The organism is Brevibacillus invocatus, from assembly GCF_003710915.1.
Lineage (GTDB): Bacteria > Bacillota > Bacilli > Brevibacillales > Brevibacillaceae > Brevibacillus > Brevibacillus invocatus.
Window position 1 is genome coordinate 1 of sequence record NZ_RHHR01000057.1, and the last position, 335, is coordinate 335.

Consider the following 335-nt stretch of genomic DNA (forward strand, 5'->3'; position numbering starts at 1 on the left):
GAAAACGGCAAGTGGAAGCTGGTATCGGATTCTGAATATGGAAGACGTGTCAGCGGTTTGACCAAGCATGTGCTGACTGGCCCTGCTGCTTCGATCGCCAAGGAAGTAACGGGCACATTTGCCAACTGTTCGGGCGGTGTCACGTTGTGGAACACAGTACTGTCCTGCGAGGAAAACTACCTGGATGTGGTCGGAGATTGCAAACTGCCTGACGACAGGCACTATGGCTGGGTTGTCGAGGTAGATCCATTTGATCCAAAGTCTACTCCTAAAAAGCATACAGCTCTCGGTCGTTTCTCCCATGAAAACACGGCAATGGTGCTGGCTTCCACAGG

The 335-nt window shown here is 51.9% G+C and carries 1 protein-coding gene; it reads left to right on the forward strand.

All coding sequences use genetic code 11. The annotated features are described in order from the left end of the window. On the forward strand, positions 1-335 hold a 335-nt coding region (locus tag EDM52_RS22965; RefSeq protein WP_122911236.1), incomplete at both ends, for an alkaline phosphatase PhoX.